The organism is Aquimarina sp. EL_43, assembly GCF_943422735.1.
Classification (GTDB): Bacteria; Bacteroidota; Bacteroidia; order Flavobacteriales; family Flavobacteriaceae; genus Aquimarina; species Aquimarina megaterium.
This window is the reverse complement of sequence record NZ_CALSBR010000001.1, coordinates 4,094,294-4,110,523: the sequence shown is the minus strand read 5'-3', so window position 1 is coordinate 4,110,523 and position 16,230 is coordinate 4,094,294. Positions and strand designations below refer to the sequence as shown.

The window sequence follows — 16,230 nt, the reverse complement described above, 5'->3', positions numbered from 1 at the left end:
CTCCAACCAAGTATGAAAACAAATCAGAAATTGTATACCGATTTGCAACTTTTAGTAAGCGTTTATAAACATGGATAAAGCACTATAAATGAACTTGCTTTTTATTTTTTAATCATATTCCCGATGCAATATTAAACTATCCCAGTTTCGTTTTTCGGGACTGAGAAAAAAAAGTGAAAGTTTTTTTAGAAATAAATTTGAAGGGGGTTTTTGGTTACAGATTTTGGGTCTTGGATTTCGGGTTAACTACTCCCTTAATTACCCTATAAAAGGGTTGATTATATTCGTTTTTCTATCTTTTGTGTAGAACCCAAAAGTAAAATCAACAGGCTCGGCATACACAAAACTCTGTATCGTGATATCGTACTCGATAGGAGCATTTAAACTTTTCATTGTATTAATAATGCGATACAGTTTGGTTTTTGAAATTCCTAATTTAGAAGTCAGTTCATCTGGTGCTCCTGTTGCTTGCAATCGAATAAGTTGATCAATACGTTCTATAAGTTCGATTTGTTTGATAATACTATTCATGATGAGTTGCAGATTAAACCCAGATAGTGCACTAGAACTTTAATATAAGTGCTAAAAAGTAAGGAAAGATGTTTTCTAAACATCGACATAAACACAATATGCTATCTCTAAAAGCATACCGAATATTTTGCTATACGCTTAACACAGCATACATTTCCTAATGCATTATCTAAGGTAAAGTAATGAGAATATTAGTCATTGTTTAATGCAATTATGGGGTAGTTTACATTAGGTACGTAATGGGGCTAAAAAAGGTATTTTGTTATATACATTCTTTTAGAATATTCGCTATAATTTTGTTTCTTTTGGTATCCTTTGTATTGGGTCATCTTACTATTTTTTTGTTTTCTCAAATGTACGGTTACAACGCAATCAAAAACAAGAAAAGTAAGTCGGTATTTATCAAATACGACTTACTTCAACATATGTAAAACACTATTTTTAAACCACTTAAACACAACTCTTATCCAAAAACTAGTATTGCAGAAAAAACAAAAATCTGAAAGGTTTTTGCAATGAAATGAGAAAAAAAAATGATACTAATGCATCAAATTTTTAAAAGCCTCATGTTACAATCTTAATTGTAGTCTTGATAAAATTTACATTTTGAAGTGAAGGATAAATTTTTAAGCAAAAACCTTGTCATTCTGAGCTTCGTCGAAGGATCGATACAACTTTTCTCCACGTCATCTCGAGCACAGTCGAGAGGTCATTATGAAAAATCACTACCATTGGCGTATTTCATTAGGGTTTGTTTTTCATAAACTTAAACATTCTTATATTTCATCTAATTTCCTTTGATTTGTCCTTCTATTCATTTTCTTTGCTCGCCCAAAGAAAACGAACCAAAAGAAAAGGCGCTTTTTCAAGGTATTTTTCAATTTCATTGAAAACCAGATTTATTTTGCTAAAATCTTTCCAAGGCTTCAAGATTTTTTAACGCAAAACAAATCTTATACTGGTGAAAAAAGATTTCAAAGCCCTGCTTTGGAACGTCAAGCTTAAACACTAGATAAAATTTTTATTGGATGTCTCAATTTGACGGTTTTTTCAAACTAAATTCTTACATCGAATTCAAGTTAAGTAGAAAGAATATCAGAAATACGAAGTAATTCTTTATTAATTTCATGGCCTTCTTTTAGCCCAACATCAAAACTGGTTGCTGTAATTTCATTATTAATAATACCTACCATTACATTTTTCTCTCCGTCTAGAAGTAATTCTACTGCTTTAACACATAATCGACTAGCCAGTGTTCTATCAAAACATGATGGGGAGCCACCGCGCTGCATATGTCCTAAGACAGTGACTCTTACTTCATAATCTGGTAAGTTTTCGGTTACATAGTCTGCCAATTCATATACATTTTTCCCTGTTTTATCACCTTCACTTACTACGACTATGCTCGACGATTTACCCGATCGTTTACTACGTTTTAGTGATTCTAATAATCGGTCAAGCCCTAGGTCTTCTTCGGGAATCAGAATTTCTTCTGCTCCTGCGCCTACTCCACTATTTAGAGCAATAAATCCGGCATCACGGCCCATTACCTCTACAAAAAACAATCGATTATGTGAGCTGGCCGTATCTCGTATTTTATCTATCGCATTGATCACTGTATTTAAGGCAGTATCATAACCAATCGTATAGTTTGTCCCTGCAATATCATTATCTATAGTACCCGGGACACCAATAACAGGAATATCATATTCTTCGCTAAAAATCTGTCCTCCTCTAAATGTCCCATCACCACCAATAAGAACCATAGCATCTACTCCTATTTTTTTAAGCTGATCTGCTGCTTTTTTTCTTCCCTCGGAAGTTTTAAAATCTACAGATCGGGCAGATTTAAGTATTGTTCCTCCTCTACTAATGATATTGCGAACACTTCTGGCATTCATTACGGTATGATCTCCTTCTATCATCCCTTGGTATCCCCGATAAAACCCTATGCATTTTACATTATAATAAGCGCATGCTCTCGCCACAGCACGTATTGCTGCATTCATTCCGGGAGCATCTCCTCCCGAAGTCATAACACCAATGGTTCTTATCTCTTTTGCCATAATTAAATATTTAGTAGATGAATTGATCTGCCATTGAAATAAAATCTTTGCTTAACAGATTAGTTGTTCTTTTCGGTAAAGTTAATAAAATTCGGAGTTTCAATTTTGGTCGTATCCTTGGGTTTTGCAATAGAATCTTTTGCTTTTTTATTTTTGAAAATCTTAGTCCATAATTCATTAAAATTATCAAAATCAACTGAGTATGAAAGTCCAATCCCTTGTTCATATCCCTGATTTCCTGCACCTACAAATTGAATTGTATTTTCCCGGTTAAAAATCTTTCCTCTCAGGGATCCATCTTCATTAAAAAGGTATTCTACCTCAACATCTCCAACGACACTAGATTCGTTAACTCCTCCAATAGGAACTCCTACTCTCCCGTTAATCAGAATTCTGTTACTAATCTGGGTAGAAAGGGTTAACCCAAACTGATCTGCATCTTCCTGATCCAAGCTTTTAACACCCTGAACATAATTTAACCCTACCTGAAACTTATCATCTTTATCAGAGAAAACATTATTAAAAAGGTTGGATGCTCTTTCTGCCACCAAACCACCAGTAAGTGCGTTGGCATCAAGGGTTCCGTTATAAAACTGCCCAGAAGAGACCAAAGAGAGTGCTTGTAATTCTTTATTAGACTGATCGCTTAGTTTATAATCCAACTCACTTTTTATCACAGAGCTTAAGTTGGGAAATTCTATATTAAAATTAACATTAGGTTGAATTAATTCTCCCTGAAGGTCTATTACTACTTCTACCGGGATTTTACGGTTTATAGAAGAGTTTTCTAACAATATTGCAGGATTTGCTTCTGTTTTGTATACTGCACTAAGGTCCAAAAGTGCTCTTGTAGGGCTTCCATCCCAATTAATTGTCCCTCCTTCTCTAACAGTAAACAGTTTTTCTACAAAGGCTCCATATCTAAAATTATACGTTCCCTCATACGCTACAAAATCACCCCACATATTAAATTTACCATTGGTATTAATCTCAATAAGTAATGTCCCGGCTCCACGCCCTTTTAACGAACTTCCTGTACTTTTATCTACGACAACCTCTACTTCGGCATTATCATTTACATCAAGTTCAAAATTAAGTTCGAGTCCTTTTATATCATCTAGTACAATTTCTTTTCCTTCTAGTCGGGCTCGTTTCTCATCGGGGCTTAAAAAGTGGATATATGAATTATCTCCTATAGATTCTGTTTCGTTTAACGGAATTTTAAAAATAGTGCCTCTTTCTGTTTTTGCATTAACATCGATAACCAATTCATCGGTTGGCCCTTTGATAGTTGCATCACCACTTATAAAGCCGGTACCGTAATACAGGGATTCTTCGTCTTCTTCGGTATCCAGAACCAGGAGTCTTTCATTAGCCAATACTTCTAATCCAAGTTCCCATTTAGAAAACCTTCGATGTGCAATGTATCCCCTCAGAATACCTTTGGTTTTATATTTTGTATCTGTAATATCAACATTATCAAAGTTAAAACGTTGTTGCTTTAAAATAACTTTTGAGTTATCGCCTAAATCGAGGTCAATATTAAGGTAGGGTACTGTAAGACCAGCCTGATCTAATGTCAATACTCCATCCATAGAGGGGTTTTTATAACTACCCGATATTTTTGCTTCTCCCGAAACAAACCCTCGTATATTGGTAAGTACGATTCCCCCGAGTGCACTAAATTCTGAAATATCGAAATCATCTAATTCTAGATCTACATCTATTGATGGGTTTGTTTTTGAAACATTAATTCCTCCTATGGCAGATAATGTTTTTTGTTTTTGGTTATTAATCAACCGTGTATTCACGTTATATTGTGTAAGATCTTCGTTTCCGGAAACATTAAATCTTAATTCTCCCAGCAGTGTCTTATTAACTTCTAAATCCCGAATCACTACAGTAGAAGTCGGAAGGTAATTACCACTTTCCTGAAGAACCGATAATTCTCCATCTACTCTCCCTTTAAAATTTAAACTATCAATCCTGGGTGTTATTTTATTAAGATCTACATTTTCAAAGGTTGCTTTTAGATCCTTATAATCTTTACCTCTGGTAACTCCATTAAGCTTGATCTCTTCATCCAGATAACTAAAGATTACCGATCGTATATCTATATTTTTAAAATCATTATCAAAAATAATCTTATTGTTTGCTTTACTCTTTTCTCTATTGGCATACCAGGTATGGCCTTTATATGTGAAATCAGATTTTTTTATCCCTACTACAGAATTATTATCTTCGTTTATCGTATGATAGAACTCCAAGTTAAAATTATCTTTATTGTTTTCTCCCCCCTTAAATTCTGAGTGCATAAATAAGGTATCTTTTAAGGTAACATTAATCAAACTAAACTCAGAAACATCATAATATTTTGAATCGATACTATCAATAGCGATATAGGTATTAAATAATGGGTTTTTATTATCTATCTGGATATCGACATCCTCCATAAAATTATCAAAAGCCTGAATCGATGGTGATTTAAACGTAAGTTTAAACTCTGATTCATTACTCTCTACTTTTCCTTTAATACTGGTGTTTGGTGCAAATTGGACTTCTGGAAAGAATACATCAACTATTTTATTATAAATATTGAAATTAAACTCCATAAACTCATCATCGGTAATTTCGGTGGCTTCAAAATTGGTATACAGACTTCCAATAGAATTTCTAAACAGGTCATAAACATTTTCGAATCTAAAAATTCCCTTTACATTACCTTCTACAATATCTGGGCTATTGATTGTAATGGTGCGTATATTTTTATCATCAAAACTTGATCTGATCTCAAAATCTTCGAAATAAAATCCTGCATCCTGATTGGTATACAGGGTTTTTTCAAAAGCAATTGTACCAAAAGCATCATTAATCCCCGTTCCTTTCATATTCATGTATACATCGCCATTAAAAACAGAAATACTGTCTCGGGTAAATAAGTTTAGCTTATTAAGATCCATATGATCTACATAAGCCTTAAAATTGTAATTATGTATTTCTTGTGATAAATCTGCTACCCCATTAAAACTAAACCTTATGTTAGGATCTTTAGAATTAAGATTACCATCAAACACACGGTCTTTAAGGTTTCCCTGTGCTTTTAAACCTGTATAGGTATACCCATTAAAATCAAGTTTGCTAATATCTCCTTCTATCTTGGTATTCAGGCTTTTTAAAGTAAAACCTGTTCCGTCTACATGAATATCAAAAACAGAATTTCCTATTGATTTTCTACCTAATAGCTGTCCTACATTAAAATTATTAGAAATAATATTTCCGTTATAGGATGCACGTTCTATATCATTAAGGTTTTCTAACAAAACAAAGGCATTAATCTTCCCTAGTTGTGAAAACAGATCCATATCTATATCTACAGCTTTTGTAGTTACAATAGCATTACCAACGGCACGCACACTACCAAATTGATATAATTGCCGTGGTAAAGAGGTGCCTAGCACATCTGGTAATAAATTCACCAGATCATAATAATTGCTGGTTAAGTTTTTAAAATCTCCTTCGAGCTCAAATTTTGAGGCATCGCTAACTGCATTTTTAATTCTTATATTTCCTTGTATTATGGATCTATCTAATCCCGATATGTTAGCATTAACTATTTTAAAATCATTAAGCACTCCTCTAACCGAGGTATTTTGCATCCTAAGCATTTGGTTTTTTCCGAATTCACGGTAAAAAGGAATCAAATCATTGGTAGAAATAGTTGCATTATCAAAATCTGCGGTAATATTTACCTTATTTTCAAAATCGTCTAACCCTCCAACATCATAAGAGAATAGAATTTCACCTTCGATCTTAGAGTCGTTGGTTTCTATAACCAATTCCTGAAACTTCATATCTGTAGAAGTTATCGTAAAACAAGTTTGAAGCTTGGAAACATCTAATCCTCTAAAATCTTTAAACGATAAGGCATCTATAGTAATATATACATCATCGCCATCTACCAAAAGGCTCTCTGCATCAAGAACGATATCGGTATACTCTACGGCTTTCGGGTTTCTTAAATTCTCATTAGTAAAACTATATTTTCCTCGCTGCAGGTCGATATTTTTTGTTGAAAGGATAAATTTTTCTCCAGAAGGTGGTTTTTTCCCTGTATTGAATTTTCTAACAAACGTCATCAGGTTATCACTACTTTCATCTTTATATATTTTCATATCAAAGATCAGGTCTTCTATAGCAACTTGCCCTAACTCGGGTCTGCCTTTGGTCACTTGTGTAATACTTCCTATAGAAGTTTTTATACTCCCGGCATATATTAATGTATCCTGATGATGGTCTCTGACTAAGATTTCCTCGAGATATACATTACCTGCATAGGTTAATCCTATTCGGTCAATATGGATATCAACACCATAGGTTTCATTAAGATAATTGGTAACTTTTTCTGCAAAATAGGTTTGAACCGCAGGAATAGAAAACAGCACTACCAAAAATGCAAATAGCGACAAAAGGACAAGAAATGTCCTTAACAATATTTTCCTAAATTTCCTGATACGTTTTATTGTTTTAACTTTGTTGACAATATTAACAATTTCTATGCCTTTTTCCTCATAATGAATCCACAAAAAATATACATCCTCGGTATTGAGTCTTCATGCGATGATACTTCTGCTGCTGTATTATGTAATGGACAGGTTTTATCCAATGTTGTTGCATCGCAAAAAATACATGAGTTATATGGTGGCGTTGTGCCCGAATTAGCTTCTAGAGCACATCAGCAAAATATTGTTCCAGTAATCGATCAGGCAATTAAACAAGCAAATATAAAGAAAGAAGATTTACATGCCATTGCCTTTACCCGAGGCCCCGGGTTAATGGGATCTCTATTAGTGGGCACTTCATTTGCCAAGTCATTAGCCCTGGCTCTGGATATCCCTTTAATAGATGTTAATCATATGCAAGCGCATATTTTGGCTCATTTTATTGAAGAAGATGAGTTTGATATCCCAAAATTTCCTTTTTTGGCAATGACAATAAGTGGTGGACATACACAGATTGTTAAAGTTAACGCGCATTTTGATATGGAAATTATTGGTGAGACTATCGATGATGCTGTTGGAGAAGCTTTTGACAAAAGCGCAAAGATATTTGGATTGCCATATCCTGGAGGACCATTAATTGATAAATATGCACAGATGGGAAATCCAAAAGCGTTTCCTTTTCCTAAGCCAAAAGTTGGTGATCTCAATTTTAGCTTTAGCGGGCTTAAGACTTCTGTTCTCTATTTCGTTCAGAAAAAAGTAAAAGAGAACCCTGATTTTGTAGCCGAAAATCTTAATGATATATGTGCATCTCTACAATATACAATTATTAATATCCTAATCGATAAACTTAAAAAAGCTTCTAAACAAACCGGTATTAAAAGTATCGCAATTGGTGGTGGCGTTTCGGCAAATTCGGGAATTAGAAAAGCACTAAAAGAAGGAGAACAAAAGTATGGATGGAAAACTTTTGTTCCCAAATTCGAGTATACTACAGATAATGCTGCAATGATCGGAATTGTAGGCTATTTAAAATACCTGAAGAAAGATTTTACGGATATGAGTGTCGTAGCCAAAGCCCGAATACAATTCTAATCTATAGTGTTTTATAAATGTATAACCTGATTTTTGACTATAAAATATAAAATGCAATTATTCTATAACCATACTTTAACAACATCTAGTAGTGAAATAAAATTTTCGAGAGAAGAAAGCAAACATATTGCCAAAGTATTACGAAAAAAGGAAGGAGATCAATTGCATATTACCAATGGTTATGGTTTTTTATTTATTGCTCGCATTATATTTTCTAACCCATCCCAATGTATTGCCAAAATTGAAAGCTATGACCAGCAACAGCATAGAAAGTATAAAGTACATCTAGCTGTAGCTCCTACTAAAATGAATGATCGATTTGAATGGTTTTTGGAAAAAGCTACTGAAATTGGTATCGATGAAATTACTCCTATTATTTGTGATCACAGTGAACGAAAAATCATCAAGGCAGAACGATTCGAACGTATCCTTCAAAGTGCGATGAAACAATCGCTGCAATGTTATTTACCAAAGCTAAACCCAGCTATTACATTTTCTGAGTTTATAAAACAGGAAAATGAAGATCAATTATTAATCGCACATTGCGAAGAAACCAAAAAGCAATCTTTAAAAAGTGTTCTTCTGCCAGAAGTAAATACTACCATTCTTATCGGTCCCGAGGGGGATTTTTCGACAAAAGAAATTGATATAGCGTTAAGCTCGGGGTATACACCAGTTACATTGGGAGAAACCCGATTACGTACCGAGACTGCAGCAATCGTTGCGGTACATAGTATAGCTTTTATAAATAATTAAATGAGCTACCTCAACACAATAGAAGCAGCTCATTTTTAATTATTTAATTACAGTACTAATAGTTTTATTTTTTAAGGAATTTCATCATACGAGTTTCTCCGTTTTGAGTTCGTAGCTTAACGATATACATTCCTGGTTGCAGACCTTCTGTGGCTAGTACTATTTTGCCTTTTTGACCTGATTCTGCATTTTGAATAACCATCTTACCATGCACATCAAAAACCTCAACTTTGGATACTGCAAATGTTTTTTCAACATCTAATGTAAGGAGATTATTAACGGGATTAGGGAATAGGACTACATCTGTTTCTAATGGCTTAGCCTCTTCTGTTGTAAGGCCAACTTTACTTTTTTTGCACAGGTCTTCTTTGTATTCTACTCTAATCACAGGATGCTCTATTCTTCTATACTCATCTACAAAGATTTGTTGCGCACTTTTAGCAATACAAGGTTCGTGCTTTATTTCTTTTAGATCTATTTCTTTTTCACAAATTGTACCTGTCTTGCCTGTATCTGTGGTTTCTACCAGGTAAATTTCTGTAGCCCCGGCTCCAAAAGAAGTTGTATATCCTGTAAAGGCAAATCCTTTATCATAAGTATCGGTTACCATTTCCATTCCTCCTTCTTGTTTATCATAGCCATACTCACGTGCCCATTGTAAAGTACCCCCAGCGTCTGTTTGAAACAGCATAGCTTTACGTGATGAAATAACCTGTTGACCAACTACTGTAAATCGCTGGTTTCCTGCTCCGTCAAAAGTTTCTTCTAAACTAAATCCTAGCTCTGTTCTCTCTGTTCCATATGTTTTCATCCCCATGAAGTTACCTCCTCCATCCAGGTATAATAAAAATGCATCATAAGAATTATTAATCCCAAAACTATTGGTATATCCGGTAAGAACATAATTACCATTTCTATCTTGTTTTACACAAGTAGCTACATTTCTATATCCCATTGTAGGGTCTAGCTCATTAGGATACCCCAATATTCTGTTCCATTCTATGGTAAGATCAGGTTTTAGTTTTATCACAAAAAGATCTGTAGGTGGGTTGGCCAACGTAGTACTAACACCACACCAGTAATTTGTAGTCGATCCTGCAATGATGTACCCTCCATCTCTTGTTTGTTCTATCCACATACCTCGTTGGTCTCCTCTACCTCCTATTACTGTAGCTCTTATTAGGTTTCCTTGCAAATCTGTTTTAACAACATATACATTGGCTCCGGGGAATGCTGTATAGCTTCTAGTTTCACCAACAAGAATATAGCCCGGTTTTCCTGTTACTTCCCTATTATTTTGCACACAGTGAGCAGCATCATATTGTTGCCCCCCATATACTGCAGAAAAAACGAGAGCACCATTAGTATCTGCTCCCATAAGATATGCGTCTCCGCCTCCAAAACCAAAACTACGAGTAACTCCTGCAGCCACATAAGCTGTTCTGTTGTTGGGGCTAAAAAAGGTGGATTGTCTTACTGAATTAAAATATTCGTAATCTTGTCCTCCGTATACTCTAGACCATATTTGATTACCATTAAGATCTGTTTTGACCAAGGTTGCTTCAAGACTACCAATAAAGTTTTTTGAAGTATATCCTGCTATCAAATACCCCTTTTCAACTTGCTGTAGCTGAGTAAGAGATCTACCCATCTCTGATTTTTCTGTTCCGAACGTGTGTTGAAATTGTGAAAAGCCCATACTTGTAATAAAGCAAAAGGCTACACTACATAAAATTGTTTTCATGATGATTTATATTTAAATTGGTTAAAAACATATTCTCCTATGCAATTGCATAGCTATGGGTTTAAACAACCTGCGTCCTTTGTCTATTGATTTTTTAACGTATCTCATAACGAGAAATCAAAGACCTGTCTCTGTGTTTTTCTACATTAACCCATCACTACTAATTTACAAAACAACACAATGACTATCAAGTGGTTACACCCCATAAATACAGGGGTAAAAGCCTGTTTTATTTTATATATTTACTAGTAGATTACAAGACAGTATTTATACGTTTATAACAGTATTTTTCATTACAAATTGATATCTTTATCGCTCAATCCAGTTCATTATGGTACAGGTAATAAAAAAAGTATTTTTGATTGTTTTGGTATGTTGGTGTTGTTCTTCGAGTACAAGTGATACGGCACCAGTTACAGGCGATGAGCCTACACCAATACTTCCTGTAAATGAACAAAATACAATTAGTGCTCTTGAGTATATCGATGAATCTGTACTTGCAGACCAGGAAATTGATGGTGTCCCTATAGGGGGCTTTTCGGGAATTGATTATCAAAATGGTAAGTGGTACATCATCTGCGATACTTCTACACCCCCTATACGATATTATGAGGCAGATATAACTTATACCAAAGATGGTTTTACTTCGGTTGGGATTACCACTATGGTAGAAATTAAAGATGAGGCAGGTGCTCCTTTGGTGCAGGGAGCTGTTGATCCCGAAGCTATACGCTTTGATACCGGTACAGGTACGATTGTGTATACTAGTGAGGGTTCTATTACTAATGATGTGGATCCGGCTTTGATCGAAATAGCTCCCGAAGGAAATCAAATCAAACGTTTTACATTGCCTGATAATTTTAAGGCCAATACAGTGGATACTTCTTCTGGACCAAGGCATAACGGAGTTTTAGAAGGTCTTTCATTGAGTTTTGAGAATAAAGGATACTGGATCTCTTTTGAGTTACCTCTTATTGAAGATGGTCCAGAACCCACCACTACAGACACACAATCTCCTGTAAGAGTCACCTATATAAACAAAATATCAGGAATTGCCGAACGACAATTTGCTTATGAGCTTGATCCTGTAGCACGTGAAGCCACACTAGGTACTACATTTGAAGTGAATGGTTTGGTAGAAATTCTGGAATACGACACTAACAAATTTCTGGCACTAGAACGTTCTTTCTCTTCTGGATATATAGACGGAGGAAATACAGTAAAAATATATAAGGTAGACGCTACAAATGCTACAGATACGTTGTCTACAGAAATATTAGCAACTACCTCCTATACTGCAGCAACAAAAACTTTACTTTTTACTTTTGATAGTATTCGAAGTCAACTTACTAATAATACTGTAGATAACCTTGAAGGTTTTTCGTTTGGGCCAAAATTAAAAGATGGTAGTCGAACGATCGTTGTAATTTCTGACAATAACTTTAATTCCTTTTTTCCACAACTTAATCAATTTATTGTTTTAAAAGTGATACCATAGCGATACTCTATATAATACTAAGTATTTAGTTTTATTAAAAACCTTTCGATTTGCCTTCTGTGTCTTAAAATATGTACAATAGCATGTTCTAATAACTGCTCTATATTATACCGTTGTCCCCATGCTACTACTATTTTTTTATCAGGATCTTTTTCTTCAAGATGTAAATCAGGGTAATCTTCAAAAAATTGTTCATTGTATATAAACATTTCTTGTAAACCTGTTTGATATTCTTTTACTCTATTCAATGGTTTACGTTCTACAAAATCAATCTGCTCCCCTAATGATTTTCTTATTTCAATAACATAACAATATCCAGCTCTTATCACATGGGTCAAAATAGTTTGTATTGATCTACAATCAGGGTCTGTGGTCTTATCATCTACAATAGTGGTCAATTTTTGGTCACTAACATCAGACAAAACGGTGATAACTTCTGTTACTGCTTTTTCATACTCATCTAATAATGCTCCTACAGCTCCTTGATCTCGATACTGCTTCATCTATTTTGATTTTTGACGCTACTTCTTAGCAATTATAATGGTACCGTTTCTATATAAATCTAATGCCTGATTTAAAATTAACTTGATTGTCGTTACGGGTAGATCTTTGTTTGGGTCTATCCTAAAAATTTTCATTCTTGCGCGATCACCTGTTTCTAATTGAGGATGGTCAAGATATTTTCCTTCTACCATGAGAAAATAGGGTTCGTCGGTTTTTTTATCAACCCATAAGTAACAGAACATTTTCCCTTTATAACAAAAACACGGCATCCCATATTTACGTGTTTCGATAATATCTTCATCTTGATTAAGAATAATACTACGCATGGTCAACAAACAGCTTTTGTTGGGTTCATGCTTATCGAAATAAAATTGATCGTTAGTATTCATTATTTCTCATTGATTATTTCAAGAAAAACCATCCATGACTACCTGCCACTGCTCCTGCTGTAGTAATCAAACTTAATACCAGCAAAATCCAATGCATACGATGCATAAATCTGAACGTTTTTGCGGGATTATCCTCTGCATACTTTTTAAACAATTTATGCAATACGAGTGGTTCTAAAACATACAGAATTAGTGAGAATAATATCCAAACCAGTGTCATTGCATGGATCCACCAAAATCTATAATCAAAATATCTATCCCACGCATCCAGTACATACAACATATAAAACCCTGTTATACCAGTTATTAAAGTTGTAATTTTGGCTTGCAAGGCAAATTTACCTTCTATCTGTTCGAAGGTTTTTATCTGATCTTCCTTCGATTTTAATTTTTTAACAGCGGGGATAATTACAGTTGTTACCATAGCCACTCCACCTATCCATAAAATCACAGCTAGAACGTGTAGTACTCGTGCCAAAGTGAAATATTCCATTTTTTATTTTATTAGTTGTGCGATTTTTCTATTTGATCTAAATGATGTTTCATATGATTTATATAGTCTACAATTAAAAACTTAAAATCAGATTTTTCTCCTTCATTGATTTCAATTTGATATGCTAAAGTATACTCATCTTGCAATTCGATCACTTTTTTAATTCGCTCATTAATAGCTAACCAAAAACTTATTATTTCATCTGTATTAGCTCCGTTATAATGATTGGCATTAACGAGTTCATTTTGGTTATATTTTCGAATTTTGTAGGGTTTGGTTTCAAATTGGATTTCTGTAAACCTTTGCAAGTTATTTATTCCAGAATCTATCAGGTGGCCTAAAATTTCTTTTTTCGACCATTTATTTGGAGAAGGTTTGGATTTAAGTTCGTTTTCACTGCTATCATGTATTAGCTTTGCTCCCTTTTCTAATAGATGACTAAGTTTCTGTGTTATTTCAGATATTTGCATTTTTGACTATTGTATATGATCAGACTGTTGTATCAAAGTTACAAAAGGCAATTGTACTTATCTACATTTACAAATGTATATATTGCAATCATTTTTGAATTGAATAATAGAATCATTTTACTTGACAACATTCCTTAAAAACTCGTTTAAATGGAAATAATAGCTGTTGGAGGTAGTTTTTCTGTTTTGGATATAACATATGGTTTTCTATGACTCCTACATCATCGACTTCTCCTTTACGATTATAATAAGTTCCAAAAACCAAATCCCAATAGGGTAGAATATTCCCATAATTTTTAGCTTCATGCAGTAGTTTACTATGATGAAAATGATGTAGTCGTGGTGTAACGATCAAATAATCCAAAAAGCCTGTTTTGGTTTTGATATTAGCATGAGAAATATATGCTATCACCACATGTGTTACTCCTACCAGAAAGATCATATCTTTATTAAACCCTAAAAGCAAAAGAGGTACCATTTTAAATACAGTATTTAAGAAGATATTAATTGGATGTATCCAATTTGTCTTAAACCAATTTAACGAAGTTGGTAAATGATGAATCGAGTGTATTTTCCATAGCAATAAACTTAGGATAGAATTAAGGTTTCCGATATGGCTAATTCTATGGTAGAAATAAGGTAGAAATTCTCCTATTATATTTGCGACCACAAATATTAGTACGAGAGGAACATCGTCCCATATTTCTGATGCTATAAAGAAATTTTGTTGAAGATATAGTACAAAAGAAAGTGATACTGTTTTACCTAATGCATCAAATAATGCTGTCGAAAATATAAAGTGTTTTATATCTGTAAAAAGGTTATTTCGTTTGGTTTTCCAATCTATTTTTAAGGGAATAATTTGTTCGAATATTAAAATATAAATTGCCGTAAAAAGAAAGATAGCGTAAGACGATATTTCAAAACTCCAACGCTTACTAATCGTTAAGGATGCAATTATGCCGGTTATTAACAGTAGAGCGGGAACGGTTAAAACGGATAAAATTTTATGTTGCTTCATTATTCTATTTTAACCTATAGTCGTACAAATAGAACAAAAAGATGCAGCTTTATATCGTTAAATTTAATTTATCTATCTGGGTTATCAGTTCTGGTGGTAATTCGCAATCATCTTTAAGTAGAAACCCAGTTATCTGCCCTTTATTATTGTATGATATCTCTATACAATCGGTCACTAATTCCTTTAGCTTTTTTCGCCCTCTTTGTATTCTGGATTTGGTAGCTGTTAAGCTTAGGTCTAAAATTTTTGCAATCTCTTTTTGAGGCTTTTGTTCGATATCACTTAGATAGAGTGCATCTGCATATTGCTTTGGAAGGTAATTTTGGATAACAAATCCCGATAAATCACATACACAAGTACCAGACATTGATGTTTCGGCAATCTCTGGTTGATCTTTTATAATAGTAGTCGGTATTTTATTTTTTCTATAATAGTCTGCAATCGTATTTCTTGCTACTTGAAAAAGCCAGGATTTGTAATTATTGATTTCTTGATTTTTGTATAAGGCAGTATGTAGTTTTATACCCACATCTTGTACTATATCCTCGCCAATATTGTTATCATCAACTCTTGTCTTAATGAAGTTTAATAACGGTTTTTTATGTTCTTCCCAGATATTTTCGAATTTCATATAGTTACCTTTTTTGTATTACTTCTTCTGAGGTTAATCCAAATATAGGTGGAGTCTTTATCTCTAATAGTGCCAGATACGTGTATAGTACTCCTCTATGGTGGATTTCATGTTCTACCATAGCTCGTAGTAATTTCCATATTGTTATTTTGTGGCCTCCTGGTGTTTCACATTTTTCAAGTAAATCTTCGGACTTAAGCTGCGAAAGAATTGCTACCGATTCAAGATGTAGTTCATTATACAGATTAATTGTCTTTTGATATCCTTTTGCATAGCTTTCTCCACAACCAGTATATAAACTAGGTTTTAGCCGAACATTTTCGACATACATAAACCTCTCTGTAAGTGCCAGATGACGTATGATATCACCAATAGTAAATTTTCCCTTACTAGTGGTCCATTCTATTTTTTCTGTTGGAATATGTTCAAATAATCTTCTGGTACGATCTTTTATCCTGGTGTAATACCTAAGAAAACTATGTATATCCTTTATTTCCATAACTTCATTGATCTAGGTATAATCTTTACTAAAA

At 33.9% G+C, this 16,230-nt stretch carries 14 protein-coding genes; 3 read left to right on the top strand and 11 right to left on the bottom strand.

The window, feature by feature from the left end; translation table 11 throughout:
* Positions 1-258: 258 nt before the first annotated feature.
* The 3 genes from NNL09_RS17615 to NNL09_RS17605 form a co-directional block, all read right to left on the bottom strand.
* Positions 259-531 (bottom strand): hypothetical protein, encoded by a 273-nt coding sequence (locus tag NNL09_RS17615; protein WP_025667746.1) that lies wholly within the window; start codon positions 529-531, stop codon positions 259-261.
* Positions 532-1,610: 1,079 nt separating this feature from the next.
* Positions 1,611-2,597 (bottom strand): 6-phosphofructokinase, encoded by a 987-nt coding sequence (gene pfkA, locus NNL09_RS17610; RefSeq protein WP_196910415.1) that lies wholly within the window; start codon positions 2,595-2,597, stop codon positions 1,611-1,613.
* 59 nt (positions 2,598-2,656) lie between these two features.
* Positions 2,657-7,063 (bottom strand): translocation/assembly module TamB domain-containing protein, encoded by a 4,407-nt coding sequence (locus NNL09_RS17605; protein WP_231389175.1) that lies wholly within the window; start codon positions 7,061-7,063, stop codon positions 2,657-2,659.
* Between the two features lie 105 nt (positions 7,064-7,168).
* Here NNL09_RS17605 and tsaD point away from each other — a divergent pair, with 105 nt between their 5' ends.
* Together tsaD and NNL09_RS17595 are read left to right on the top strand one after the other, a co-directional pair.
* Positions 7,169-8,191, top strand: a complete 1,023-nt coding sequence (gene tsaD, locus NNL09_RS17600; protein WP_196910417.1) for a tRNA (adenosine(37)-N6)-threonylcarbamoyltransferase complex transferase subunit TsaD — start codon at positions 7,169-7,171, stop codon at positions 8,189-8,191.
* A 51-nt stretch (positions 8,192-8,242) separates the two neighbouring features.
* Positions 8,243-8,947, top strand: a complete 705-nt coding sequence (locus NNL09_RS17595) for a 16S rRNA (uracil(1498)-N(3))-methyltransferase (protein WP_025667750.1) — start codon at positions 8,243-8,245, stop codon at positions 8,945-8,947.
* Between the two features lie 64 nt (positions 8,948-9,011).
* Here NNL09_RS17595 and NNL09_RS17590 read toward each other — a convergent pair whose 3' ends face one another.
* Positions 9,012-10,691: a T9SS type A sorting domain-containing protein gene (locus NNL09_RS17590; protein ID WP_196910418.1), complete on the bottom strand. Its 1,680-nt coding sequence runs from the start codon at positions 10,689-10,691 to the stop codon at positions 9,012-9,014.
* A 331-nt stretch (positions 10,692-11,022) separates the two neighbouring features.
* On the opposite strand from NNL09_RS17590, the gene NNL09_RS17585 reads away from it, so the two are divergent.
* Positions 11,023-12,189 (top strand): esterase-like activity of phytase family protein, encoded by a 1,167-nt coding sequence (locus NNL09_RS17585; protein WP_196910419.1) that lies wholly within the window; start codon positions 11,023-11,025, stop codon positions 12,187-12,189.
* A gap of 17 nt (positions 12,190-12,206) precedes the next feature.
* On the opposite strand, the gene NNL09_RS17580 is transcribed toward NNL09_RS17585, so the two are convergent.
* The 7 genes from NNL09_RS17580 to NNL09_RS17550 all read right to left on the bottom strand — a co-directional run bounded on the left by NNL09_RS17580 (position 12,207) and on the right by NNL09_RS17550 (position 16,196).
* Positions 12,207-12,692 (bottom strand): DinB family protein, encoded by a 486-nt coding sequence (locus NNL09_RS17580; RefSeq protein ID WP_196910420.1) that lies wholly within the window; start codon positions 12,690-12,692, stop codon positions 12,207-12,209.
* Positions 12,693-12,710: 18 nt separating this feature from the next.
* On the bottom strand, positions 12,711-13,082 hold the full coding sequence (locus NNL09_RS17575; protein WP_196910421.1) for a DUF1801 domain-containing protein: 372 nt from the start codon (positions 13,080-13,082) through the stop codon (positions 12,711-12,713).
* Between the two features lie 13 nt (positions 13,083-13,095).
* The gene (locus tag NNL09_RS17570; protein WP_109852597.1) at positions 13,096-13,575 is read right to left on the bottom strand and encodes a hypothetical protein; all 480 of its coding nucleotides are present in this window, start codon (positions 13,573-13,575) and stop codon (positions 13,096-13,098) included.
* Between the two features lie 11 nt (positions 13,576-13,586).
* Positions 13,587-14,045 carry a DinB family protein gene (locus tag NNL09_RS17565; RefSeq protein WP_196910422.1) on the bottom strand — a complete coding sequence of 153 codons (459 nt, stop codon included), beginning with the start codon at positions 14,043-14,045 and terminating at the stop codon, positions 13,587-13,589.
* Positions 14,046-14,157: 112 nt separating this feature from the next.
* Entirely contained in the window at positions 14,158-15,066 is a 909-nt protein-coding gene (locus NNL09_RS17560; RefSeq protein WP_025667756.1) for a sterol desaturase family protein, read from the bottom strand.
* Between the two features lie 49 nt (positions 15,067-15,115).
* Positions 15,116-15,697: a sigma-70 family RNA polymerase sigma factor gene (locus tag NNL09_RS17555; RefSeq protein WP_025667757.1), complete on the bottom strand. Its 582-nt coding sequence runs from the start codon at positions 15,695-15,697 to the stop codon at positions 15,116-15,118.
* A gap of 4 nt (positions 15,698-15,701) precedes the next feature.
* The gene (locus NNL09_RS17550) at positions 15,702-16,196 is read right to left on the bottom strand and encodes a DinB family protein (protein WP_196910423.1); all 495 of its coding nucleotides are present in this window, start codon (positions 16,194-16,196) and stop codon (positions 15,702-15,704) included.
* Between the last annotated feature and the right edge of the window lie 34 nt (positions 16,197-16,230).